Annotated in this window: 1 protein-coding gene; it reads left to right on the forward strand. The window is 45.9% G+C overall.

All coding sequences use genetic code 11. The features are described from left to right. Nucleotides 1–299: 299 nt before the first annotated feature. The coding region (locus G4P69_RS35720) for an ATP-binding response regulator (protein ID WP_243903155.1) at nucleotides 300–1886 on the forward strand (1587 nt) is incomplete at its 3' end.

Genomic DNA, 1886 nt, shown 5'->3' on the forward strand with positions numbered 1-1886 from the left:
TCCTTCCGGGTGGTTCCTGGCCCGGAATCCCCACCTCTGCCTTGGGGCTTCCCTCTCACGGCTTTAGAAAAAAAAGGTGAGAACGATTTTTGGTGGGTTGGGTTCATTCCTAAAAGGGATTTTACCAACAATATTAGGGTTTTTTTGACTTAGTAGCTGGACAGATTTCTAATGCGATCGCGGACGCTCGTGCTTACGAAGCAGAACGCAAACGAGCCGAAGCATTAGCCGAACTGGATCGCGCTAAAACTGTGTTCTTTAGTAATGTTTCCCACGAATTCCGTACTCCGTTAACCTTAATGCTAGGTCCAACGGAGGATGCTTTAACCGATGAGCAAAACTTATTACCGCCAATCCAGCGCGATCGTATTGAGATTGTTCAACGCAATGGGTTGCGTCTGCTTAAATTGGTGAACACCCTGTTAGATTTTTCTCGAATTCAAGCGGGAAGAATTCAAGCAAACTACGAAGCAACAGATTTAGCAAAGTTTACCGCAGAACTTGCCAGTACATTCCGCTCTTTAATTGAACGTGCTGGAATGAATTTAGTTGTAGATTGTCCTCCCTTACCGGAAGCAATCTACGTGGACTGCGAAATGTGGGAAAAGATTATTCTAAACTTATTATCTAACGCATTCAAGTTTACGTTTACTGGAACAATTACGGTTACATTACGGTACTGTAAGCAGTATGTCGAACTATGCATTGCTGATACAGGTATTGGTATTCCTGCTGATGAAATTCCCCATTTGTTTGAAAGGTTTCATCGCGTTAAAGGCGCTCAAGGTCGAAGTTTTGAAGGATCAGGTATTGGTTTATCGCTCGTATACGAATTAGTCAAACTTCATGGCGGTAGTGTGAATGTCATAAGTGCGTTAGGTGAAGGTAGTTGCTTTACGATATCACTTCCGGTCGGTTGTGAGCATTTACCACCTGAGCGTGTTGGCGGATCTCGCGCGCTTGCATCCATTGCTATGAGTTCAATATCCTACATTGAAGAGGCATCTCGTTGGCTACCCAAGGAAGCAGAGGAGCAGGGGAGCAAGGGAGCAGAGGAGCAAGAATTCTCCTCTGTTCATGCAAGTCGCCCCAAGTCGGGGAAACCCTTACGGGTTGATCAGTCGCCTACGCCGGTAAACCCTCACTTCGGCAAGCTCATTACACAAGATTCACCTTCCACGACGCTGGCTCCCCTGCCACTCCGCCCCTCTGCGCTTCCTCCCGATTCAGCCCGCATTTTAGTAGTGGACGATAATGCAGATATGCGGGATTATCTTTATCGGCTATTGAGTCAACGCTATGAAGTCGAAGCTGTAGAAGACGGAATGGCAGCTATTGCAACAATTCGGCAGGGTATTCCTGACTTGGTTTTAACTGATGTAATGATGCCCAAGTTAGATGGCTTTAGTCTATTACGAGAACTACGAAGCGATCCACAAACGCAAAATCTCCCCATTATTCTATTATCTGCTCGTGCTGGTGAAGAGTCACGCATTGAAGGACTTGAAGCTGGAGCTGATGATTACTTGATCAAACCCTTCTCTGCTCGTGAATTGTTGGCTCGTGTAGAAGCTAATTTGAAAATGGCACAGATGCGCCAAGAAGCAGCCATTCGGGAGCAAGCGCTACGCTTAGCCGCCCAAACAGCTCAACAGGAGGCTGAAAGAGCTTATGAAAGGTTGCGTCAAACGTTGGAAAGTATGACCAATGCTTTTGTCGCTCTTGACAATAATTGGCGTATCATTTACATGAATCCAACAGCAGAACAAATCAATAAGAAGCTTCGTAGTGAGGTAATTGGGAAAACTCTTTGGGAGGAATGGCCTGCTTCAGTGGGAACAAATATAGAATATCAGTACCGGCGAGCGATGACAGAGCAGATACCT

Origin of the sequence: Aetokthonos hydrillicola CCALA 1050, from assembly GCF_017591665.1 — a bacterium.
GTDB lineage: Bacteria > Cyanobacteriota > Cyanobacteriia > Cyanobacteriales > Nostocaceae > Aetokthonos > Aetokthonos hydrillicola.